General features: G+C 68.0%; 22 protein-coding genes. 14 read left to right on the top strand and 8 right to left on the bottom strand.

Features of this window, described 5'->3' with window-relative positions; all coding sequences use genetic code 11:
• Window positions 1-45: 45 nt before the first annotated feature.
• Window positions 46-1,254 carry a penicillin-binding protein activator gene (locus tag ASE66_RS09625; RefSeq protein ID WP_156412085.1) on the bottom strand — a complete coding sequence of 403 codons (1,209 nt, stop codon included), beginning with the start codon at window positions 1,252-1,254 and terminating at the stop codon, window positions 46-48.
• Between the two features lie 192 nt (window positions 1,255-1,446).
• Here ASE66_RS09625 and rsmI point away from each other — a divergent pair, with 192 nt between their 5' ends.
• The 3 genes from rsmI to gshB all read left to right on the top strand — a co-directional run bounded on the left by rsmI (window position 1,447) and on the right by gshB (window position 3,754).
• Window positions 1,447-2,358, top strand: a complete 912-nt coding sequence (gene rsmI, locus ASE66_RS09620; RefSeq protein WP_413814256.1) for a 16S rRNA (cytidine(1402)-2'-O)-methyltransferase — start codon at window positions 1,447-1,449, stop codon at window positions 2,356-2,358.
• Window positions 2,355-2,735, top strand: coding sequence for a YraN family protein (locus tag ASE66_RS09615; RefSeq protein WP_057189400.1), 381 nt, complete (start codon window positions 2,355-2,357; stop codon window positions 2,733-2,735). Before rsmI ends, ASE66_RS09615 begins: the two co-directional genes overlap by 4 nt.
• Before the next feature lie 71 nt (window positions 2,736-2,806).
• The gene (gshB, locus tag ASE66_RS09610) at window positions 2,807-3,754 is read left to right on the top strand and encodes a glutathione synthase (RefSeq protein ID WP_057189399.1); all 948 of its coding nucleotides are present in this window, start codon (window positions 2,807-2,809) and stop codon (window positions 3,752-3,754) included.
• Here the strand turns inward: gshB and ASE66_RS09605 are convergent, their stop codons facing one another.
• Window positions 3,755-4,543 carry a HesA/MoeB/ThiF family protein gene (locus tag ASE66_RS09605; protein WP_057189398.1) on the bottom strand — a complete coding sequence of 263 codons (789 nt, stop codon included), beginning with the start codon at window positions 4,541-4,543 and terminating at the stop codon, window positions 3,755-3,757.
• A gap of 127 nt (window positions 4,544-4,670) precedes the next feature.
• Between ASE66_RS09605 and ASE66_RS09600 the strand changes: the two genes are divergently transcribed.
• The 10 genes from ASE66_RS09600 (at window position 4,671) to ASE66_RS09555 (ending at window position 14,513) form a co-directional block, all read left to right on the top strand.
• On the top strand, window positions 4,671-5,441 hold the full coding sequence (locus ASE66_RS09600) for an SDR family oxidoreductase (RefSeq protein ID WP_057189397.1): 771 nt from the start codon (window positions 4,671-4,673) through the stop codon (window positions 5,439-5,441).
• Window positions 5,442-5,573: 132 nt separating this feature from the next.
• A complete protein-coding gene (locus tag ASE66_RS09595) occupies window positions 5,574-6,575 on the top strand; it encodes a BMP family lipoprotein (RefSeq protein ID WP_082613318.1) in 1,002 nt (333 codons plus the stop codon).
• Between the two features lie 13 nt (window positions 6,576-6,588).
• Complete coding sequence (locus ASE66_RS09590) at window positions 6,589-8,121, top strand: ABC transporter ATP-binding protein (RefSeq protein WP_057189396.1); 1,533 nt, start codon at window positions 6,589-6,591, stop codon at window positions 8,119-8,121.
• Window positions 8,118-9,218 (top strand): ABC transporter permease, encoded by a 1,101-nt coding sequence (locus ASE66_RS09585; RefSeq protein ID WP_057189395.1) that lies wholly within the window; start codon window positions 8,118-8,120, stop codon window positions 9,216-9,218. The genes ASE66_RS09590 and ASE66_RS09585 overlap by 4 nt, the downstream gene beginning before the upstream one ends.
• A gap of 3 nt (window positions 9,219-9,221) precedes the next feature.
• On the top strand, window positions 9,222-10,193 hold the full coding sequence (locus ASE66_RS09580; RefSeq protein ID WP_057189394.1) for an ABC transporter permease: 972 nt from the start codon (window positions 9,222-9,224) through the stop codon (window positions 10,191-10,193).
• A gap of 3 nt (window positions 10,194-10,196) precedes the next feature.
• Entirely contained in the window at window positions 10,197-10,607 is a 411-nt protein-coding gene (locus ASE66_RS09575) for a cytidine deaminase (protein WP_057189393.1), read from the top strand.
• 61 nt (window positions 10,608-10,668) lie between these two features.
• A complete protein-coding gene (locus ASE66_RS09570; RefSeq protein WP_082613317.1) occupies window positions 10,669-11,481 on the top strand; it encodes a purine-nucleoside phosphorylase in 813 nt (270 codons plus the stop codon).
• A gap of 4 nt (window positions 11,482-11,485) precedes the next feature.
• Complete coding sequence (gene deoC, locus ASE66_RS09565; protein ID WP_057189392.1) at window positions 11,486-12,247, top strand: deoxyribose-phosphate aldolase; 762 nt, start codon at window positions 11,486-11,488, stop codon at window positions 12,245-12,247.
• Window positions 12,247-13,572: a thymidine phosphorylase gene (gene deoA / locus ASE66_RS09560; protein WP_057189391.1), complete on the top strand. Its 1,326-nt coding sequence runs from the start codon at window positions 12,247-12,249 to the stop codon at window positions 13,570-13,572. Before deoC ends, deoA begins: the two co-directional genes overlap by 1 nt.
• Window positions 13,569-14,513 (top strand): 2-hydroxyacid dehydrogenase, encoded by a 945-nt coding sequence (locus tag ASE66_RS09555; RefSeq protein ID WP_057189390.1) that lies wholly within the window; start codon window positions 13,569-13,571, stop codon window positions 14,511-14,513. Before deoA ends, ASE66_RS09555 begins: the two co-directional genes overlap by 4 nt.
• Here the strand turns inward: ASE66_RS09555 and ASE66_RS09550 are convergent.
• The 3 genes from ASE66_RS09550 to ASE66_RS09540 all read right to left on the bottom strand — a co-directional run bounded on the left by ASE66_RS09550 (window position 14,507) and on the right by ASE66_RS09540 (window position 17,234).
• Window positions 14,507-15,370, bottom strand: a complete 864-nt coding sequence (locus tag ASE66_RS09550) for a C40 family peptidase (protein ID WP_057189389.1) — start codon at window positions 15,368-15,370, stop codon at window positions 14,507-14,509. The two genes, ASE66_RS09555 and ASE66_RS09550, sit on opposite strands and share 7 nt — an antisense overlap.
• Window positions 15,371-15,416: 46 nt before the next feature.
• Window positions 15,417-15,770 carry a MarR family winged helix-turn-helix transcriptional regulator gene (locus tag ASE66_RS09545; RefSeq protein ID WP_057189388.1) on the bottom strand — a complete coding sequence of 118 codons (354 nt, stop codon included), beginning with the start codon at window positions 15,768-15,770 and terminating at the stop codon, window positions 15,417-15,419.
• A gap of 75 nt (window positions 15,771-15,845) precedes the next feature.
• On the bottom strand, window positions 15,846-17,234 hold the full coding sequence (locus ASE66_RS09540; protein ID WP_057189387.1) for a leucyl aminopeptidase family protein: 1,389 nt from the start codon (window positions 17,232-17,234) through the stop codon (window positions 15,846-15,848).
• A gap of 137 nt (window positions 17,235-17,371) precedes the next feature.
• Here ASE66_RS09540 and ASE66_RS09535 point away from each other — a divergent pair, with 137 nt between their 5' ends.
• Window positions 17,372-18,214: a tetratricopeptide repeat protein gene (locus ASE66_RS09535; protein WP_057189386.1), complete on the top strand. Its 843-nt coding sequence runs from the start codon at window positions 17,372-17,374 to the stop codon at window positions 18,212-18,214.
• A 176-nt stretch (window positions 18,215-18,390) separates the two neighbouring features.
• Here the strand turns inward: ASE66_RS09535 and ASE66_RS09530 are convergent, their stop codons facing one another.
• From ASE66_RS09530 to ASE66_RS09520, 3 genes are read right to left on the bottom strand one after another with little or no spacing between them, the layout of a single operon-like run.
• Entirely contained in the window at window positions 18,391-19,368 is a 978-nt protein-coding gene (locus ASE66_RS09530) for a type II secretion system F family protein (RefSeq protein ID WP_057189385.1), read from the bottom strand.
• Window positions 19,369-19,380: 12 nt separating this feature from the next.
• On the bottom strand, window positions 19,381-20,361 hold the full coding sequence (locus ASE66_RS09525; protein ID WP_057189384.1) for a type II secretion system F family protein: 981 nt from the start codon (window positions 20,359-20,361) through the stop codon (window positions 19,381-19,383).
• 19 nt (window positions 20,362-20,380) lie between these two features.
• On the bottom strand, window positions 20,381-21,826 hold the full coding sequence (locus ASE66_RS09520) for a CpaF family protein (protein ID WP_057189383.1): 1,446 nt from the start codon (window positions 21,824-21,826) through the stop codon (window positions 20,381-20,383).
• Between the last annotated feature and the right edge of the window lies 1 nt (window position 21,827).

The raw sequence follows: 21,827 nt of genomic DNA, 5'->3' as shown, positions 1-21,827 counted from the left end.
GGCTCTTCGCTACGCTTCGGCCGAGAATGACACGCCTTCGGCGCGTCAGTTCGTGCGCGGGCCGAGGTCGCGCGGGGCGGCGTTGACCGTGACGATCTGGCCGTTGCGCAGCTCGAGCACGGCAAGGCCGCGCTCGTTAAGCCCGTCCGGACGGAAGCGGAAGACGCCGTCGGCACCGGCAAAGCCCGAAGCATTGGTCAAGACGCTCTCCGAGAAGCGCTGACTGCCTTGGGTGCGGGCAAGGGCCGCCGCCAGCGAGACCGCATCGTAGGACAGCGTGGCGGTGCGGATCGGGGCGCTGTTGAAGCGTTTCTGGTAGCGGCCGGAGAAGGCGTTGAAGCCGGCGGTATCGGGCGAGGCGAACCAGCCGCCCTGGATCGCCGGGACGCGCGCGACATTGGCGTCGTTCCAGACGCCGGTGCCGAGCGGCTTGATCTTGGCAGGATCGTAGCCGGCCTGCTGCAGGACGAGGCCGAGGCTCGGCATCGCTGCGGCATCGGCCGGCACGAACAGCGCATCCGCCTGCTGCAGCGCCGGCACGAGGCGGGTGGCGGCAGCGCGCATGCTGTTCTGGTCGGAACCGAAGCGCTCGATCACCACGACACGGGCGCCGTGATTGGCCACGGCCTGCTGGAACGCCCCTTCGACGACCTTGCCATAGGCGGTCTCGGGCACCAGCGCCGCGAAGGATTTACGCCCCTGCGCCGAGGCATAGGCGATGACGCGGTTGACGTCGTTCTCGGGCGGGAAGGAGAGCAGGTAGATGCCGCGCGAGGCGACATTGCTGTCGCTGGAGAAGGCGATCACCGGCTTGCCGGCACCGCGGGCGACCTGGCCGACGGCCTGCACCGACGGCGCGAAGAGCGGACCGATGATCAGCTCGGCGCCTTCGCGAAGGGCTTCCTGCGTCGCGGCCTGGGCGCCGTCCGGTGTGCCGCGATCATCCTTGACCAGCAAGGTGAGATCGGCCCCGGGGAATTCGGCGAGCGCCATCTCGGCAGCATTCTTGAGCGAGTTGCCGATGGTCGCGCCCTGGCCTTCGGCGGTCAGCGGCAGGATCAGGCCGACCTTGACCGAGCCGGCGCCGATGGTCGGGCCGCTCGGCTGAGCACTGCCGCCCTGCGGCGTCGCCGTGCTGTCGAAGCCGGGCAAGCCACCGGTTCCGCCGCTGCAGGCAGATAGCACGGCGCCAACGCCGGATAGCAGGATCAGTCGGCGGCTCGGCGGGACGAGGAGCTTCAAGTGACGCGACACGGTTTTCGTCTCCAGTCCTCGGCGAGGCGCAAGGCAAGCTCACACCAGCTGAATGTCTTGTCCCGAACCGTGGACAAGTCCTGCCAGTCAGCAAGGCTATTTTCAAGTTGTTAACTCTAGGTTCCCGGGCGAAACGTCGGGGAATGGTGGCATCTTCTCGGCCGGTGTGGCAGTTTCGCCGCCATGTCAGGCATGTCTTCCGCCCCGCCCGCCCCCGGCCGCGCCCCAAGCTATGCGGCCTTCGGGCTCCGGGCCGAGGCCGAACCGCTCTCGCCCGGCCTCCATATCGTCGCGACGCCGATCGGCAACCTCAAGGACATCTCGTTCCGGGCGCTGTCGACGCTCGCCGCCGCCGATGTCGTGCTGGCCGAGGACACCAGGACCTCGAAGACGCTGCTGGCGCATTACGGCATCGCGACGCCGCTCCTGCCCTATCACGAGCACAACGCCGCGCAGATGCGCCCGAAGATCCTGGACAAGCTGCGCCAGGGCGGCAAGCTCGCGCTGATCTCGGATGCCGGCACGCCTTTGGTCTCCGATCCCGGCTACAAGCTCGTCGCCGAGGTCGTCGCGGAAGGTTTGCCGGTCACCGGCATTCCCGGTGCCTCGGCCGTGCTGGCAGCGCTGGTGCTGGCGGGGCTGCCGACCGACCGCTTCTTCTTCGAAGGCTTTTTGCCGCCGAAGAGCGCCGGTCGTAAAGCGCGGTTGACCGAGCTTGCCGCCATTCCGGGCACGCTCGTCTTCTTCGAATCGCCGCGCCGGCTCGCGGAAATGCTGTCCGACGCCGCCGTGGTGCTGGGTGCGCGGGCTGGGGCGGTCGCGCGTGAACTGACCAAGTATTACGAGAATGTCCGCCGCGGCCCCCTGCCCGATCTTGCCGCCCACTATGCCGAAGCCGAGGAGGCGCGCGGCGAGATCGTGGTGGTGATCGGCCCGCCCGATGCCTCGGCCCAAGCCGTGCAAGGCGACACGCTCGACGAGGCGCTGCGGATGGCACTCGAAAAGGTCTCGCTCAAGGAGGCGGTCGCACAGGTCACGGCCGCGAGCGGGCAGCCGCGCCGCGTCGTCTATGCCCGCGCCCTCGAATTGACCCGCACGCCATGAGCGAGGCGCTACGCAGCCGGCGCGCGCGCCTGTCAGGCCTTGCCGGCCGCCGCGGCGAATGGCTCGCCGTCGTCTTCCTCACCCTCAAGGGCTACCGCCTGCTGCAGCGCCGCTTCGGCGGCAAGGGCGGCGAGATCGACCTGATCATGGCCCGTGGCGACGACATCGTCTTCGTCGAGGTCAAGGCGCGCGCCACGCTCGACGATGCGGCGACCGCGATCACGCCGGACAAGCGCCGGCTGATCGAAGCCCGCATCCGGCAATGGCTGGCGCGCAATTCCTGGGCGATGCAGCGCAACCTTCGCGCCGACGCCGTCTTCCTCGCGCCCTGGCGCCTGCCCCGCCATGTGCCCCGCGTGTTCGAGCTCGTGCTCTGACGCAAGGCCAGCCCTCTTGCGCCGCGATGGTCACGCAGCCGATATAACGGCCGCAACCGGAGCTTACGCCCATGAAGCTGAACGTCGCCATCCAGATGGACCCGATCGAGAAGGTCCGCATCGCCGGCGACACCGGCTTTTCGCTGATGCTGGAAGCGCAGGCGCGCGGGCACCGGCTCTTCACCTATACCCCCGACAAGCTGACCCTGCGCGACGGCAAGGTCACGGCCGTGATCAATCCGGTCGAGGTGCGCGATGTCGAGGGCGATCACTTCACCCTCGGCAAGCCTGAGCGCACCGACCTCTCGACGCTGGACGTGGTGCTGCTGCGCCAGGACCCGCCCTTCGACATGGCCTATGTCTCCTCGACGCATATGCTCGAGCGCATCCATCCGAAGACGCTGGTGGTCAACGATCCCGCGGAGGTCCGCAACGCGCCGGAAAAGCTCTTCGTCACGCATTTCCCGGACCTGATGCCGCCGACGCTGATCACGCGCGACCGCGCCGAGATCGAGGCCTTCCGTGAGGAGTTCGGCGAGATCGTCATGAAGCCGCTCTACGGCCATGGCGGCGCGACCGTGTTCAAGACCGGCAAGGGCGACCCGAATTTCGGCTCGCTCTACGACCTGTTTTCCAACCTCTTCCGCGAGCCCTGGGTGGTCCAGGCCTTCCTGAAGGAGGTCTCGGAAGGTGACAAGCGCATCATCCTGATCGATGGCAAGGCGGCAGGCGCGGTCAACCGCGTGCCGGCGGTGGGCGATCTGCGCGCCAATATGGTGCGCGGCGGCGCGGCGAAGCCAACAGATCTCTCCAAGCGCGAGCTCGAAATCTGCGAGCGCATCGGCCCGGCTTTGAGGGAGCGCGGCCTGCTGCTGGTCGGCATCGACGTGATCGGTGGCAAGCTGACCGAGATCAACGTCACCGCGCCCACCGGCGTACGCGCCATCAAGAAGCTCGGCGGGCCGGATCTGGCCGCGCAGCTCTTCGATGTGATCGAGACGAAACGCGCGGGGAAATAGCTAGGCGGCGACGCCGGCCGCGGTCCCGTTCAGCGGATTATCCGGGTCCCAGCCGTATTTCATCGTCTCGAAGCGCATCGCCATCGCGTCGACGAGCAGGAGCTTGCCGACCAGCGGCTCGCCGAAGCCGGTGATCGCGCGGATCACCTCCAGCGCCATCATCGAGCCCATCACGCCGGCGAGCGCACCCAGCACGCCGGCCTCGGCGCAAGGCGCGACCGTGCCGGCCGGCGGCTCCTGCGGGAACAGGCAGCGATAGGTCGGATTGGGCCGCCCGTCCGAGGCCTTCTCATGCGCCCTGATCGTGGTCAGCGAGCCGTCGAAGCGGCCGAGCGCCGCCGTCACCAGCGGCTTCTTCTCGTGGAAGCAGGCATCCGAGACGGCATAGCGCGTCGCGAAATTGTCCGAGCCGTCGGCGACCACATCGTAGAAGGCGACGAGCGCGCGCGCATTATGCGGGTCGATCCGCGTGACGTATTCCTCGATCTCGACCCGCGGGTTGAGCCGCGTGACGAAATTGGCGGCCGCGACCACCTTGCGCGCCCCGATATCCTCCGCCCCGAAGATGATCTGCCGCTGCAGGTTCGAGAGCGAGACATGGTCGTCGTCGACGATGCCGATCGTGCCAACGCCAGCCGCCGCAAGATAGGGGATCAGCGGCGCGCCCAGGCCGCCCGCGCCGATCACCAGAACGCGGGCGCGCTTCAGCTTCGCCTGGCCGGGGCCGCCGATCTCCGGCAGCACCAGATGGCGGGCATAGCGCTCGATCTCGGCGTCGTTCAGCGTCATGGCGGCAAGCTAGGCTGATCTGCTCGCACCAGCAATCGGGTGCGATGCCGTGACAGGAAGCGGGTGTCTGCACCGTCCATGCGCCTGCGATCACCCGTGCCTCATCGTCTGCACGGAGGAACGGGACATGACGGCACTCAAGGACAAGGTCGCGATCGTCACCGGCGCGAGCTCCGGCATCGGCCGGGCAGCGGCGAAGCTGTTCGCGGCCGAGGGCGCCAAGCTCGTCGTCACCGCACGGCGACAGGCCGAGCTCGACGCGTTGGTGGGGGAGATCGAGGCCGAGGGCGGTGTGGCGGTCGCAATCGCCGGCGACATCCGCGAGGAGGCGCTGGCGCAGCGGCTGGTGGAGATCGCGACCGAGCGCTTCGGCGAGCTCGATATCGGCTTCAACAATGCCGGTATCGTCGGCGAGCTCGGGCCGATCGGGCAGATGGCGAGCGAGAGCTGGCGCAATCTGATCGAAACCAACCTGACCAGCGCCTTCCTCGGCGCGAAGTATCAGGCGCCAGCGCTCGAGACCCGCGGCGGCGGCTCGCTGATCTTCACCGCGAGTTTCGTCGGCTACACCGCCGGGCTCGCCGGCATGTCGGCCTATGCCGCCAGCAAGGCCGGGCAGATCGGCCTTGTGAAAGCACTCGCAGCCGAACTCGGCGGCAAGCGCATCCGGGTCAATGCGCTGCTGCCGGGCGGCACCGACACGCCGGCGAGCATCACCAACGATCCGGCCTCCGGTCCCGAGGTCACCGCTTTCGTCGAGGGTATCCATGCGTTGAAGCGCATGGCGCAGCCCGAGGAGATCGCCCGCGCCGCGCTGTTCCTCGCTTCCGACGCGTCGAGCTTCGTCACCGGCACGGCGTTCCTCGCCGATGGCGGCGTCTCGATCCAGCGCGGCTGAGCGAACCGTTCATATGTGACATATATCGCCAAGCGGGCCTTCAAGCCCGCTTGGCCCCGCCCGAAAGCCGTGCCATCGTGACCGCAGGCAGGGATGGGGCAACCATTCCGCGCGTGACAGGGGAACGGCTCGATGCAACTGAAATCTCTCGCGCTCGCTCTGGCGGGCGTCGCCCTTTCGGCCATGGCCGCCATGGCCCAGACCGCGATCAAGCCGGCGATCGTCTATGACAAGGGCGGCAAGTTCGACAAATCCTTCAACGAGGGCGTCTTCGTCGGGGCCGAGAAGTTCAAGGCCGAGACCGGCGTCGAGTTCCGCGATTTCGAGCCGACAAACGACGCGCAGATCGAGCAGGCGCTACGCCGCTTCGCCCGCGACGGCCATTCGCCGATCATCGCCGTCGGCTTCTCGCAGGCGACCGCACTGCAGAAGGTCGCTGCCGAGTTCCCGAACCTGAAGTTCACGATCATCGACATGGTGGTCGAGCTGCCGAACGTGCAGTCTGTCGTGTTCAAGGAGCATGAAGCCTCCTATCTCGTCGGGCTCATCGCCAGCCTCGCCTCGAAGTCCGGCAAGGTCGGCTTCGTCGGCGGCATGGACATCCCGCTGATCCGCAAATTCGCCTGCGGCTACGTCCAGGGCGTCAAGGCCGGCAAGAAGGACGCCGAGATCTTCCAGAACATGACCGGCTCGACCCCGGCAGCCTGGAACGACCCGGTCAAGGGCGGCGAGCTCGCCAAGTCGCAGATCGACCGCGGCGCCGACGTGATCTATCACGCCGCCGGCGGCACCGGCATCGGCGTGCTACGCGCCGCGGCCGACGCCGGCAAGCTCGGCATCGGCGTCGACTCCAACCAGAACATGCTGCATCCCGGCAAGGTGCTGACCTCGATGCTGAAGCGCGTCGACGTCGCCGCCTACAGCTCGTTCAAGGAAGCGCGCGACGGCACCTGGAAGCCAGGCGTCTCCGTGCTCGGGCTGAAGGAGGACGGCGTCGGCTGGGCGCTCGACGACAATAACAAGGCGCTGATTACGCCCGAGATGAAGGCGACCGCCGACAAGGCGCGGGCCGACATCATCGCCGGCACGGTCAAGGTCCACGACTACATGTCGGATTCCAAGTGCACGATGTGAGCCGGCCCAGCCGGTGACGAGCACGCCCCCAGCCATCGCACTGACCGGGATCAGCAAGAGCTTCGGCCCGGTCAAGGCCAACAAGGACGTCTCGCTGTCGGTCGCCGCCAGCTCGATCCACGGCATCGTCGGCGAGAATGGCGCCGGCAAGTCGACGCTGATGTCGATCCTCTACGGTTTCTACGAGGCCGATTCCGGCGAGATCCGGGTCCGTGGCGAAGCGCGGCGCATCCGCTCCTCCTCGGATGCGATCGGTGCAGGGATCGGCATGGTCCACCAGCATTTCATGCTGGTCGAGCCGCTCAGCGTGGTCGAGAACATCGTGCTCGGCGCCGAGGGCGGCGCGTTGCTCAAGCGCGGCATCGCCAAGGCACGGGCGGAGCTGGCGCGGCTTTCCGAGGAATACGGCCTCGCCATCGATCCCGACGCGATCGTCGGTACGCTCTCTGTCGGCCTGCAGCAGCGCGTCGAGATCCTGAAGGCGCTCTATCGCGGCGCCGAGGTCCTGATCCTCGACGAGCCGACCGCGGTGCTGACCCCGGCCGAAGCGGACCAACTCTTTGAATTGCTGCGGGCGCTGAAGGCGCAGGGCAAGACGGTGATCCTGATCACCCACAAGCTGCGCGAGATCATGGCGGTGACCGATCGCGTCTCTGTGATGCGGCGCGGCGAGATGGTCGCCCATGTCGAGACGGACAGGACCTCGCCGGCAGAACTCGCGGAGGCGATGGTCGGCCGGCGCGTGCTGCTGCGCGTCGAGAAGAGCCCGCGAAAGCGCGGCGCGCCGGTGCTCGAAGCGGCCGGCCTCTCCGTGATCGACGAACGCGGCCACGAGACCTTGCGCGATGGGTCGCTCACCCTCCACGAAGGCGAGATCGTCGGCATCGCCGGCGTCGCCGGCAACGGCCAGAGCGAATTGCTCGACGTGCTCGCGGGCCTGACCCAACCGGCGCGCGGGGTGATCCGGCTCGACGGGACAATCCTCAATGCCGCCGACCGCAACCCGGCCAATCTGCGCCGGCTCGGCCTGATGCACATCCCCGAGGATCGCTTGCGGACCGGCCTCGTCACCGCCTTCGCCGCGGCCGAGAACGCCATCCTCGGTTATCATGACGATCCGGCCTTTGGACCCGGCCCCTTCCTGTCGCCAAGCCTGGTCGAGAAGCATGCGCGCGCCGGCATGCAGGATTACGACGTCCGCCCGGTCGACCCCGCCCTGAAGACGGCCAAGTTCTCCGGCGGCAACCAGCAGAAGATCGTGCTCGCACGCGAGATCGAGCGGGCGCCGAAGGTGTTGCTGGTCGGCCAGCCGACGCGCGGCGTCGATATCGGCGCGATCGAGTTCATCCATCGCCGCCTGATCGCCCTGCGCGACGCCGGCGTCGCCATCCTGCTCGTCTCGGTCGAGCTCGAGGAGGTGATGGCGCTCTCCGACCGGATCCTGGCGCTCTGCGGCGGCCAGATCACCGGCGAGCGCGAGGCAACCACGACCGACGAGCGCGATCTCGGCCTGCTGATGGCGGGTGTGAGCGAGCGCGCGGCATGAGCGCCGCCCCGCTCGACCTGCCGCGCTGGGCCGATACGGCGCTGGTGCCGCTGGTCTCGGTCACGGCGGCACTCGTCGTTGCCGGGCTCGTCGTGCTCTCGATCGGCGAAAGCCCGCTGGAGGCGACGGCGCTCTTGCTGAAGGGCTCGCTCGGCAGCCTGGAGAGCCTCGGCTTCACGCTCTACTACACCACGAATTTCATCTTCACCGGCCTCGCCGTCGCGGTCGCCTTCCATGCCGGGCTGTTCAATATCGGCGGCGAGGGCCAGGCCACGGTCGCCGGCATCTTCGCCGCGCTCGCCTGCCTCTGGCTCGCGCCGCTGCCCGGCATCCTCCTGGTGCCGCTCACCATTCTCGCCGCAGCCGCGGGCGGGGCGCTCTGGGCCTTCATTCCCGGCTACCTCCAGGCGACGCGCGGCAGCCATGTCGTGATCACCACGATCATGTTCAACTTCATCGCCGCGACCCTGATCGTCTACCTCCTGGTCGAGGTGATGGGGAAGACAGGCTCGATGCAGCCGGAAACCCCGGATTTCCCGAAGCAGGCGGTGCTGACGCCGATCCACGAACTGCTCGGCGCCTTCGGATTGAAGTTGCCCTCCACCCCCCTCAACACCTCGTTCCTGCTGGCGCTCGCGTCCCTCGTCGCGGTTTGGGCGCTGATCTACCGCTCGCGGCTCGGCTATGCGATCCGCACCGTCGGCGCCAATCCGCGTGCGGCGGCCTATGCCGGCATCTCGCCCGCCCGGATCACCATGGTCGCGATGGCAATCTCGGGTGCTCTCGCCGGCGGGCTCGCCGTCAACGAAGCCATGGGCGTGCAGCACCGGCTGGTGCTCGACTTCACCGCCGGCTACGGCTTCGTCGGCATCGCGGTGGCGCTGATGGGCCGCGGCCACCCGGTCGGCGTCGGACTCGCGGCGCTGCTCTTCGGCGTGCTCTACCAGGGCGGGGCGGAGCTCTCCTTCGACAAGCCGACCATCACCCGCGACATGGTCGTGGTGATCGGCGGCATCGTCATCCTCTTCGCCGGCGCGCTCGACGGCTTGTTCCGGCGGCTTGTCGCCGGCGTGCTCAATCTCGGGCGCGGAGGCTAGGCGATGGAGATCGTCCAGACCCTCGCCGTCATCCTCGATTCGACGATCCGGCTATCAATCCCGCTGCTCTGCGCCGCGCTCGCCGGGTTGTGGTCAGAGCGCTCCGGCGTCGTCGACATCGGCCTCGAAGGCAAGATGCTGATCGCCGCCTTCGCCTCGGCCGTCGTCGCCTACCAGAGCGGCTCGGCCTGGGCGGGCCTCGGCGCCGGCATGCTTGCCGCCATCGCATTGTCGCTGGTGCACGGCTTTGCTGCGATCACCTGGCGCGGCAACCAGATCGTCTCCGGCGTCGCGATCAACATGCTGGCGGTCGGACTCACCGCCATTCTCGGCAATGCGTGGTATGGTCAGGGCGGGCGCACCCCTAACCTTGAAGGACCAGCACGCTTCCCGGAACTCGACCTGCCTCTGGTCGGGACCTTCAAGGACATCCCGGTCTTCGGCCCGATCTACGACATCGCGATCTCCGGCCATGCCGCGCCGGTCTATCTCGCGGTGCTCGCCCTCGTGCTGACGGCGCTGACGCTGAAGCACACGCGCTTCGGCCTGCGCCTGCGCGCCGTCGGCGAGAATCCGGCCGCGGTCGACACCGCCGGCGTCTCCGTCGCCGGACTGCGCTACGCCGCGGTGATCATCTGCGGGGCGCTTTGCGGGCTGGGCGGCACCTATCTCGCCGTTTCGCAATCGGCCGGCTTCCTGCCGCAGATGACGGCCGGCAAGGGCTTCATCGCGCTCGCTGCCGTGATCTTCGCCAATTGGCGGCCCTGGCCGGCTCTGTTCGCCTGCCTGCTCTTCGGCCTGCTCGACGCGGTCGCGATAAGACTGCAAGGCGTCAGCCTGCCCGGCATCGGCTTGGTGCCGGTGCAGGCGATCCAGGCCCTGCCCTATGTGATGACGGTCGTGCTGCTCGCCGGCTTCATCGGCAAGGCGACGCCGCCGAAGGCCTCGGGCCTGCCTTATGTGAAGGAGCGCTGAGAGGTGCCCGCCGAACCCGATCTCGACGCGCTCTTCGCCGGGGCTCAGGCGGCGCAGAGCCGAGCCTATGCGCCCTATTCGCGCTTCAAGGTCGGCGCCGCCATCCTGGCCGATGACGGCAAGGTCTATCCCGGCTGCAATGTCGAGAACGCCGCCTATCCGGTCGGAGCCTGCGCCGAGGCCGGCGCGATCTCGGCGATGATCGCGGGCGGCGCGCGCGCGATCCGGGCGCTCCTCGTCATCGGCGACGGGGCCGAGCTGGTGACGCCCTGCGGCGCCTGCCGCCAGCGCATCCGCGAGTTCGCCGCGCCGGAGACACCGATCGTCATCGCCGGACCCGACGGCATCCGCGCGCGCTTTTCATTGGCCGAGCTGTTGCCAGCCTCGTTCGGACCAGCCAATTTGCCGACCTGATTTGCGGGCGCCAGTATGGCAGTCCGATGAGCGCGGAAAACGCGCCGATGGAGCAGACAACATGGCGGCGGATGCGCTTTTCGACCAAGCGGCATCGACACTGATCGATCGCGGCATCGATGGCGGCATCGACTGCGCCATCGTGCTCGGTACCGGGCTCGGCCGCATCATCGACGACATGGTCGATCCGATCTCGGTCCCGTTCGAGGAAATCCCCGGCTTTCCGAAGGGCTCGGTCTCCGGCCATGCCAAGCGGCTCAGCTATGGCGTGCTGCACGGCAAGCGCGTGCTGGTCTTCGAGGGCCGCGCGCATTTCTACGAGACCGGCGACCCCGCCATCATGCGCGTGCCGCTCGGCATGCTCGCCGCCTTCGGCTCGCCGCCGCTGGTGCTGACCAACGCCGCCGGCTCGCTCAGGCCCGATCTCAGGCCAGGCAGCCTCGCGCTGATCACCGACCACATCAACTACAACGGCCCGAACCCGCTGGTCGGCGATGTCGGGGATGGCCGCTTCGTGCCGATGATCGACGCCTATGACCCGCATCTGCGCGCCCGCCTGAAAAAGGCCGCCGCCGCCAGCGGCGCCAATATGGGCGAGGGCGTCTATATGTGGTTCTCGGGCCCGAGCTTCGAGACGCCGGCCGAGGTCAAGATGGCCAAGATGCTGGGCGCCGATCTCGTGGGGATGTCGACCGTGCCGGAGGTGATCCTGGCGCGGCGTTACGGCCTGCGCGTCGCCGGCATCTCGATCGTCACCAATATGGGTGCCGGCATTCTCGGTGGCGCCCCTAGCCATGGCGAGACGCGCGACGTCGCCGCGACAGCGACCACCGCGCTGCGGCGCGTGCTACGCTCCTTCCTGACGGAGCTTTGAGATCATGACGGATGCCGACCTCGCTTTGCGCGCGCTGCGCCTGCTCGACCTGACGGATCTGTCCGACCAAGCCAGCGAGACCGGCACGCTGCAGCTCTGTGCTCGCGCCGTCGCAGCGCCCGGCCCGGTCGCGGCGATCTGCATCTGGCCGCAATTCGTCAAGCTGGCGCGCCAGACGCTGAAGGCTTCCCCGGTCAGGATCGCGACCGTGATCAACTTCCCGGCCGGCAATAGCAATTGCAGCCTGATCGGCAGCGATATCAACGAGGCGATCGCCGACGGCGCCGACGAAATCGACCTCGTGCTGCCCTGGCGCGCCTTGCTCGCCGGCGATGTCGAGATCGCCCGCGAGATGGTCGCCGAGGCGCGCGGCAGTTGCGGTGACAAGCCGCTCAAGGTCATCCTTGAAACCGGCGAATATCCGGATCGGGCTTCCGTCCGCGCCGCGTCCGAACTCGCCATCGCGGCCGGCGCCGACTTCATCAAGACATCGACCGGCAAGACCAAAACCTCGGCCACGCCGGAGGCCGCTCGCACCATGCTGGAGGCGATAAAAGCCTCGGGCAGGCCGGTCGGCCTGAAGCCGTCCGGCGGCCTGCGCACGCTCGCCGATGCGAAGAGCTATCTCGACCTCGCCGGCGAGCTGATGGGTCCGGGCTGGGCGACGCAGAAGACCTTCCGCTTCGGCGCCAGCGGCCTCTACGGCGTGCTCGCCGACATCATCGCCGGCACCGCCCCGGCCGAACGGACCGACGGAGCCTATTGATGCGCCTGCCGCAGGAGATCATCGCCGCCAAGCGCGACGGCGAGCGCCTCAATGCCCAGGATATCCGCCAGATGATCGCGGGGCTGACCGACGGCTCGGTCAGCGAGGGCCAGGCGGCCGCCTTCGCCATGGCGATCTTCTTCCGCGACATGGATGCCGAGGAGCGCGTCGCGCTGACGCTCGCCATGCGCGATTCCGGCACGGTACTGGACTGGCGCGACCTGCCGGGTCCGGCGCTGGACAAGCACTCGACCGGCGGCGTCGGCGACACGGTCTCGCTGCCGCTCGCCGCGGCGGTCGCGGCCTGCGGCGGCTATGTCCCGATGATCTCGGGCCGCGGCCTCGGCCATACCGGCGGCACGCTCGACAAGCTCGACGCGGTGCCGGGCTATGTCACCCAGCCGGGGATCGACCTCTTCCGCCACGTCGTGCGCGAGGTCGGCTGCGCCATCATCGGCCAGACCGCCGACCTCGCACCGGCCGACAAGCGGCTCTATGCGATCCGGGACGTGACCGCGACCGTGGAGACGATCCCACTGCTGGTCTCCTCGATCCTGTCGAAGAAGCTCGCCGCGGGGCTGCATGGGCTGGCCATGGACGTCAAATTCGGCTCCGGCGCCTTCCTGCCCGATTTCGATAGAGCCAAGGCACTGGCGCAGAGCCTGTCCGATGTCGGCAACGGAGCCGGCCTGCCGACGCGGGCCCTGCTCACCGATATGAGCGAGCCGCTGGCTTCGGCCGCCGGCAATGCGCTCGAGGTCGCCTATGCGCTCGACCATCTGACCGGGCGCCGGCGCGAGCCGCGTTTCCACGAGGTCACGGTGGCGCTCTCCGCCGAGATGCTGCTGCTCGGCCGGCTGGCGGCGACGCGCGAGGAGGCTGTCGCCCGGATCGAGGACGCCTTCGCCAGCGGCGCGGCGGCGGAGCGCTTCATCCACATGATCGCGGCGCTGGGTGGCCCTGCCGACCTGCTGGAGCATCCCGAGCGGCACTTCGCCCGCGCACCGATCGTCCGGCCGGTCTTCTCCGACCGGGCCGGGCTGGTCGAGGCGATCGACACGCGCGGCATCGGCCTCGCCGTGGTCGCGCTCGGCGGCGGCCGCACCCGCCCGCAGGACGAAATCGACCATGCCGTGGGGATCACCGAGCTCGCCGGGCTCGGCGAGCGGGTCGGACCGGACCGGCCGCTCGGCATCATCCATGCCCGCAGCGAGGCCGGCTTCGACGCCGCCCGCATCCGCCTGAAGAGCGCCTATCGCCGCGGCGACACCGCTGTTACGCGTGGGCCCCTGATCATCCCTGCTTCGGAAGGTATTCGCCCATGAGCCTGCTTCTGGCGATCACCGGCTGGCATGTCGAGAGCTGGCGCAAGCGCTTCGCAGCACTGCTGCCGGAATTACCGATCGTCACGCTCGGCGAGCCCTTCGACCGGCGCGCCGTGCATTATGTCGCGAGCTGGAAGCATCCCGAGGGGAGCCTTGCCGGCCTGCCCAATCTCGCCGCGATCTTCTCGCTCGGCGCCGGCGTCGACCATCTCTTCACCGACAGCCGGCTGCCGCAGGCGCCGATCGCCCGGGTGATCGATCCCGACCTGACGACGCGGATGAGCGAATATGTCGTCATGCACTGCCTGATGCAGCTGCGCCAGCAACGCCGCTACGACCGGCAGCAGCGCGAGAAGCTCTGGGACGACGATCGCCACCAGCCGGCGGCGCGCGAGGTCCGGGTCGGCATCATGGGGCTGGGCGAGCTCGGGCAGGACGCGGCGCGCAAGTTGCAATTGCTCGGCTTCGACGTCGCCGGCTGGAGCCGCTCGCCGAAGGCGATCGAGGGGCTCGCCACCTTCGCCGGAGAGGACGGCCTGGCGGCCTTCCTCGCCCGCACTGACATCCTGGTCGCCCTGCTGCCGCATACGCCGGAGACGGAAGGCATCCTGAACCGCCCGCTGCTCGCCGGGCTGGCGCGTGACGGCCGGCTCGGCGGGCCGGCGCTGATCAATGCCGGCCGCGGCAAATTGCAGGTCGAGGCCGACATTCTCGCGGCGCTCGACGCCGGCGAGCTCAGGGAAGCGGTGCTCGACGTGTTCCAGACCGAGCCGCTGCCGCAGGAGTCGCGGCTCTGGGTCCATCCCGCCGTGACGGTGACGCCGCACAACTCAGCCATGTCGGCGCCCGAAACCGTCGCCGACCAGATCGCGGCGCAGATCCGGCGGCTGGAAGCCGGCGGGGAGCTGCAGAACGTCGTCGACCCGACGCGGGGCTATTGAGGCGATAGCCGCCTGATCGCGGTGATCGGCCCGCCCTTGCGGGCGAGGATGCGGTCGCGCGCCGGCCGCAGGGGCTCGCTGATCACGCTCATGGTGAAGGCGGTGGCGTGCAGCAGCGTCTCGGGGTCGGTCATGATCCCGACATGGCCCTTCCAGAAGACGAGGTCGCCGCGGCTGAGGCCGTCCAGGCCATCGTCGAAGGCGACGGCTTCGCCCAGGCCCTGCTCCTGCATGTCGGAATCGCGCGGCGCCGCTATGCCGGCGGCGGCCAGCGAGAGCTGGACGAGAGCCGAGCAGTCGAGGCCGAGGCTGGTCTTGCCACCCCAGAAATAGGGCGCGTGCAGGAAGCGCTCGGCGACCGCGACGAAATCCGGCTCATGCTGCTCGCGCGGACTAAGATGCTGCTTGAAGATGTAGCCGCCGCGCTCGGTCGTGAGGAAATCACCGCTCTCGCCAGTGACCGCCAGGCCCGCGCCGATGGACAGCGCCTCCAACGGCGACAGTTTGATCGAAGGGCCGGGATAGACGAAGGTCCGGAGCGTGCAGACGCGATGCGTCGGAACCGGAGCATCGCCGGCCAGGCAATCCTCGGGCAGGTAGCCGACATAGGAATCGCCGACGAGCTGGCCCCAGGCCCAGCCCTCGTGCTGCTCATAGACCCGCACAGCCTCGCCGGCGAGCGCCTCGGTGTCGAGCGGCGCATCCGGCCGCGGCTCGCGCCGCAGCGGGGCCGAGGGCGTCACCACCCGCATCGGGATCGGATCGGCGAAGGCGAGCGCCTCGACCTTTCCGTCGAGATGACGGGCGGCGAGGTCCGGGCGGGCGGGGGTGAGGCGGCGGTCGAGAATCGGGCTCATGCCGGCACTGTAGTCCTGTCCAGTTAACGGGCGAAGCGCAGAACGCTCAGGCCGGGCCGAGCTCGCGGGCCCGTGCGGTGACGAGATCGGCAAGATGCTCAACCGCCAGGGCGCCCGCGACCGTCCGCTGAATGACGACATTGCGCTTGTCGAACTCGTCGCGCTTTCGGCTGACCAGGCCGAGCTTGCCCATGCTGTCGAGGGCGCGGGTGATCACCGGCTTGGTGACGCCGAGCCGCGCCGCGAGGCCGCGCACCGTATGCGGCGGCAACTCCAGATAGATGGTCAGCAGGATCGCGGTCTGGCGCACCGACAGGTCGGACTGGGTATCGCGCACCAGGTCGAGATGCACCTCGCGCCAGAGCCTGAGCGCCTGCGTCGGCTTGATCTCCAGCACCATGCCGTCCCCGGATCGTTACGGGGCCGTATCATTATCGCGCCGGCATCGCCGCGCAAGCTGAGCCGCGCAGCAGGCTTAACGGACGCCGTAAAGCTGCTTCGCCAGCGCGTAGATCAGCCGTGCCGCCTGGCATTCGCCGCCTTCGGGACGCCCGGGCTTGGTCGAGGGATTCCAGCCATAAATGTCGAAATGGGCATAGGAGCGGCTCTTCTCGACGAAACGGTTGAGGAAGAGCGCAGCTGTCACCGAACCGGCGAAGGCGCCGCCGGAAACGTTGTTCAGATCAGCGATCTTGGAGTCGAGCATCCCGTCATAGGGCGGCCAGAGCGGCATGCGCCAGACCGGATCGTTCACCGCGGCACTGATGCGGGCGATCTCGGCGGCGAGGCCGTCGTCATGGGTGTAGAAGGGCGGCAGATCGGGCCCGAGCGCGACGCGGGCCGCTCCGGTCAACGTGGCGAAATCGACCAGCAATTCGGGCGCCTCCTCGTCGGCCAGCACCAGAGCGTCGGCAAGGATGAGACGCCCTTCCGCATCGGTGTTGCCGATCTCGACGGTCAGCCCCTTCCGGCTCTGCAAGACATCGCCGGGGCGGAAGGACGCGCCGGAGACGGCGTTCTCGACCGCCGGCACGAGCAGGCGCAGGCGGACCTTCAGCTTCGCCTGCATGATCATGCGCGCCGCCGCGATCGCCGACGCCGCGCCGCCCATGTCCTTCTTCATCAGGAGCATGCCGGCATCGGTCTTGAGGTTGAGCCCGCCGGTGTCGAAAGCGACACCCTTGCCGACCAGGGTCAGCTTCGGATCGCCCTCCTTGCCCCAGCGCAGATCGATCAGCCGTGGCGCGCGAGGCGAAGCCCGGCCGACGGCATGGATCATCGGGAAATTGGCTGCGAGCAGATCGTCGCCGACGGTGCTGCCGACCTCGGCGCCATGGGTCTCGCCGAGCGCACGCACGGCCGCCTCGATCTCGGCCGGCCCAAGATCGGCGGCGGAGGTGTTGACGAGGTCGCGCGCCAGGGCGCTCGCCTGCGCGAGATTGCTCAGCTCGTCGCCGTCGACGCCCTCCGGCAGGACGAGCCGCGCCGTAGCGGGCTTGGGCTTGCGGTAGCGCTCGAAACGATAGGCGGTGAGCAGCCAGCCGAGCGCGGCGAGACCGGCATCGCCGATATCACCCGCCAGGGCATAGTCGCCCGGCGGCAGGCTGGTGGCGAGGCGGCCCGGGGCGAACGGGTCGCGCCGCCGCGGGCCCATCGGCTCGACCCCGAGCAGCACGGCAGTGAGGGAGCCATCCGCGCCCGGGAGCAGGACATGCTGGCCCGGCCGCGCCTCGAAACCCTGCGCCTGCGCGAAGCTGCGCGGCACCGGCGCGAACCCGTCGCGCAGGGCCGGCCAATCTGACTTGGCGACGCAATGGACTGATATGGCTGATGTTCCAGAAGGCAGAAGCAGCGGATGCACGATCGACGAACCTCGGATGGCGAAATCGCCGGCGCCAGCATGCGGCGCCGGCCCCGATCCGCCCGATTAACAATCCGTTAGGGTTAACGTTTTATCACCGAGGGCAACAGTTTTCCCGTACCGGCGAGGCATTCCGGCTTATGTCCATTCGCATCCGCGCCCTTCGTTTCGGCCATCTCGCCGCGGCCTCCGTCCTCTGCCTCGCGCTCGGCGCCTGCCAGATGCGCGGCGGCCCCGGCGACGTCACCGGCTCGATCGGGGCGAGGCAGACCCAGCCGCGGACCGAGGCGCAATGGCGTAGCGAGGAAGCGGATTGGGCCAAGCGCTACGAGGCGAACCAGAAGGACCGCAACGCAGCTCTCTTCTATGCGCGGGCGCTGCGCGCGCTCGACAAGAACGCCCAGGCCCTCGCCATCCTCGAAGGCGCCGTGATCATCCACACCGAGGATCAGGAACTACTCGGCGCCTATGGCCGCTCGCTCGCCGACAATGGCCGCCTGAAGCAGGCGGACGATGTGCTGGGCAGGGCCCATCAGCCGGAGAAGCCCGACTGGCGGATCCTCTCGGCGCAAGGCACCGTCGCCGACCAGCTCGGCGAGCACGACCGCGCCCAGCAGCTCTATGCGGCCGCGCTGAGGCTCGTGCCGAACGAACCGACGGTGATGTCCAATCTCGGCCTGTCGCTCGCCCTGTCGAAGCGGCTTCCGGACGCCGAACGCGTGCTGCGCGAGGCGACGGCAACGCCAGGCTCCGACGCCAGGGTGCGCCAGAACCTCGTCCTGGTGCTCGGCCTGCAGGGACGCTTCCAGGACGCCGAGCAGATCGCCCGCCAGGACATGAGCCCGGCGGAAGCCTCGGCGACCATCGCCTATCTGCGTCGCTCGGTCAGCCAGCCGAACAGCTGGGACATGCTGCGCGGCGGCAAGCCCAAGCCGGCAGCGCGCACGGCGGCGCCCGAGAAGGCCTCCCTGCCGGCGGGTTGAGCCTCCCTCTGCCTCTTTGGAAGCATTTTCTTCCACGCGAACCGATCGTCACTTCGCTCTAGAAGCGCGATCGACAACCGTCGCCTTTTTCCCGGTCGATTGCCACTGAACGCCGGCGCAGGCAGGGGCATGATATCAGTTCGGGCAGAACCGAGAGGCCCGCCGCCTGCCTCGGTTCAGAAGGTGTTGAGCGCCTTGATGATGGCGGGCGTCAGAATCACCACGAACAGCACCGGCAGAAAGAACATGATCATCGGGACGGTCAGCTTCGGCGGCAGCGCCGCAGCCTTCTTCTCCGCCTCGTTCATCCGCTGATCCCGGCTTTCCTGCGCAAGCGTGCGCAAAGCGGTCCCGAGCGGCGTGCCGTAGCGCTCGGCCTGGATCAGCGCCGTGCTCACCGACTTCACCGATTCCAGGCCGGTGCGTGCGGCCAGGTTCTCGTAAGCTTGCCGACGTTCGGAGAGGTATGAGAGTTCTGCGGTGCAGAGCGCGAGCTCCTCGGCCAGCGGCACCGACTGGCTGCCGATCTCGGTCGAGACCTTGCGGAAGGCGAGCTCGATCGACATGCCCGATTCCACGCAGATCAGCAGCAGGTCGAGTGCATCCGGAAAGGCGCGCCGCATCGAGATCTGGCGCTTGCCCGTCGCGTTCGAGAGATAGATTTCCGGCGCCTTGATGCCGAGATAGGCGGCGCCGAGCGCGAATCCGATCTGCATGACGAAGGACTGGCCGAAGTCATTGATCAGGCCGAGGTAGAACAGGGTGAACAGGAAAAGACCGATCGGCGTGACCAGCCTGAAGAACAGGAAGCCGACCTCGGCCTGCTGACCCCGGAATCCGGCGGTGGCGAGCTGCTTCTTGGCGTTCTCCGTCCCGAGCCAGTCGCTGAGCTTGAACTGCTCGACGATGTTGCGCATGAACGCCTTCGGCTCCTGGCGAAGCGAAATCTTCTCCTTCTGCCGCACCAGACGGTCGCGCTCACGTGCGCGGATCCGATCGCGTTCGGTCGCAACCGTCTTCATGCGCTTGTTCAGCACATTGCCTTCAAGCAGCGGCGCCGCCACCGTCATGACAGTGACCGCGACGGCAATCCCGCCGACCAGCGCGAGCAGGAACCTCATGTCGAGGAGCTTCTCGAACAGGAGCGAGAGCATGCCGAGGGTTCCTCAGATATCGAAGTTGATCATCTTGCGCATGACGAGAATGCCGATACACATCCAGAGAGCGCAGCCGGCCAGCGCAATCCGGCCCGCATTCGTGCTAAAAAGCGGGTCCATGTAGCCAGGGCTCGTCGCATAGACGAGCCCTGCGACGGCCGGCGGCAAGGAGCCGATGATCGCGGCTGAAGCCTTGGCCTCCATCGAGACCGCCTGGATCTTGTCGCGCATCTTGCGGCGCTCGCGAATGACGCGCGACAGATTCGACAAGGTCTCTGCGAGATTGCCACCGGTCTTCTGCTGGATCGCCAGGACGATGCCGAAGAAATTGGCCTCGGCGCAGGGCATGCGCTCATACAGCTTGGTGGTGGCGTCGCTCATCGACATGCCGAGCGTCTGGGCCTCGACGATCAGCCGAAACTCGGTCTTGACCGGGTCCTGGGCCTCACTGGCGATGATGCGCAGACAATCGTTCAGGGGCAGTCCAGACTTGATGCCACGCACGATGACGTCGAGCGCGTTCGGAAACTCGTGGATGAAGCGTTGCAGCCGCTTCTTGCCGAGATGGGCCAGATACCAGCGTGGCAAGCCCAGGAGGCCGACCAGGAAACCGACGAGCGCCAACCCCAGATTGCCCGACACGGCGAGGAGCCCGATAGCCAGGACGAACCCGAGCACCGCGCCGAGCAGCCAGTACTGCTTGCGCGACCAGGTCAGCCCGGCCTGCTCGATCCGAGCCTCGATCGTGACCTTGTGGCGCGCCTTCTCGCGGTTCTCGATATCCTTCAGGCTCTGTGCGACCTGTCCGCGCCTGGCCTGGCTCTGCACATCGCGATCCGCGGCCGCACGGACTGCGGCCGGAGCAGCAAATTCGCGGCGGCGCTGCTCGGCACGCGCCTGACCGCTGAGCCGAGGATAAAAGAGGGCATAGGCGACGCCGCCCGCCGAGATGGCGGCGAGGACGGCGGCGGCGATCTGGCCATAATCCATGATGTACACCTCCCGGCTACTAGGCCTCAGCCACGCCGTCGGCCTCGAGCTGGTCGAGCGCCGTAGCGAGCCGCTGCTCATCGCCGAAATAGCGCGCGCGCTCCCAAAGGCGCGGCCGGCCGATGCCCGTCGAGCGATGCCGGCCGATCAGCCTGCCGTTCGGGTCCTCGCCGAGCACGTCGTAGAGCATCAGGTCCTGGGTGACGATCACATCGCCCTCCATGCCCATCACCTCGGTGATGTGAGTAATGCGGCGCGAGCCATCGCGCATGCGCTGCGCCTGGATGATCACATCGATCGAGGAGCAGATCATCTCGCGCAGGGTCTTCGACGGCAGGCTGAAGCCGCCCATGGTGATCATCGATTCGATACGGCTCAGGCATTCGCGCGGCGTGTTGGCGTGCAGCGTGCCCATCGAGCCGTCATGGCCGGTGTTCATCGCCTGAAGCAGATCGAAGGCCTCCGGCCCGCGCACTTCGCCGACGATGATGCGCTCGGGACGCATGCGCAGGCAGTTCTTAACGAGATCGCGCATCGTCACGGCGCCCGTTCCCTCGAGATTGGGCGGGCGGGTTTCGAGCCGGACCACATGCGGCTGCTGCAACTGGAGCTCGGCCGCATCCTCGCAGGTGATCACGCGCTCGTCGTGCTCGATATAGTTGGTCAGGCAGTTGAGCAGCGTCGTCTTGCCCGAACCCGTGCCGCCCGAGATCACGATGTTACAACGAACCCTGCCGATGATCTTCAGGATCTCGGCGCCCGGGGGCGAGATCGCGCCGAACCGCACGAGCTGGTCGAGCGTCAGCTTGTCCTTCTTGAACTTGCGGATGGTGAGGGCCGGCCCGTCGATGGCGAGCGGCGGAGCAATGACGTTGACGCGCGAGCCGTCGGCGAGGCGCGCATCGCAGATCGGCGAGGATTCGTCGACGCGACGCCCGACCTGGCTGACGATGCGCTGGCAGATGTTCATCAGCTGCGCGTTGTCGCGGAAGCGGACGCCAGTAAGCTGAATCTTGCCACCGGTTTCGATGAAGGTCCGGCCGGCACCGTTGACCATGATGTCGGCGATATCGTCGCGCGCCAGCAGCGGCTCCAGCGGTCCGTAGCCAAGCACGTCGTTGCAGATGTCGTCGAGCAGCTCCTCCTGCTCAGCGATCGAGAGCACGACGTTCTTCAGCGAGATGATCTCGTTGATGATGTCGCGGATTTCCTCTCGGGCCGATTCGCCGTCGAGCTTGGCCAACTGCGAAAGATCGATCGCTTCGATGAGAGCACCGAAGATCATGCTCTTCATCTGGTAGTATTCGTCGGATTTCGGCGCCTCCACCGGCACGGGCGGAGGCGGAGGTGGCTTGCGTGCCTCGGCTGCGGCTGGGCGCAGCGCGACCGAGCGAGACGGAGCGGACAGCGCCGCGCTCACCAGAGTCGCCGGGACGGGGCCGGTCACCTGCCGCTTGCCGAACATA

The organism is Allobosea sp. Root483D1 (assembly GCF_001429505.1).
GTDB lineage: Bacteria > Pseudomonadota > Alphaproteobacteria > Rhizobiales > Beijerinckiaceae > Allobosea.
This window is presented reverse-complemented; position numbering and strand designations above follow the sequence as displayed.